We start from the raw sequence: 303 nt of genomic DNA, 5'->3' as shown, positions 1-303 counted from the left end.
AAGATTCATGGCCTGGTGTACCGCATCGAGCAAGGCGATTCCGGCAAGACCCTGACCCGCTACAGCATCAGCCTGATGCCGCAACTGGCCTATCTGCGGCACAACCATGACCAGCAGATTTTCCAGAACCTCACGGTGCCGAAAATCATCGCCCAGGTCCTTGAAGATCGCGGCATCCTCGCCGACGCGTACAGCTTCCAGCTCAACGCCGAGTACCCGCAGCGCGATTACTGCGTGCAGTACGACGAGTCCGACCTGCATTTCATCCAGCGTCTGTGCGAAGAGGAAGGCATTCACTTCCAT

Annotated in this window: 1 protein-coding gene; it reads left to right on the top strand. The window is 57.8% G+C overall.

Going from position 1 to position 303, the window contains the following annotated elements; translation table 11 throughout:
- The coding region (locus M0808_RS28440; RefSeq protein WP_247843196.1) for a contractile injection system protein, VgrG/Pvc8 family at window positions 1-303 on the top strand (303 nt) is incomplete at both ends.

This window comes from Pseudomonas sp. MWU12-3103b (assembly GCF_023100615.1).
Lineage (GTDB): Bacteria > Pseudomonadota > Gammaproteobacteria > Pseudomonadales > Pseudomonadaceae > Aquipseudomonas > Aquipseudomonas putida_A.
This window is presented reverse-complemented; position numbering and strand designations above follow the sequence as displayed.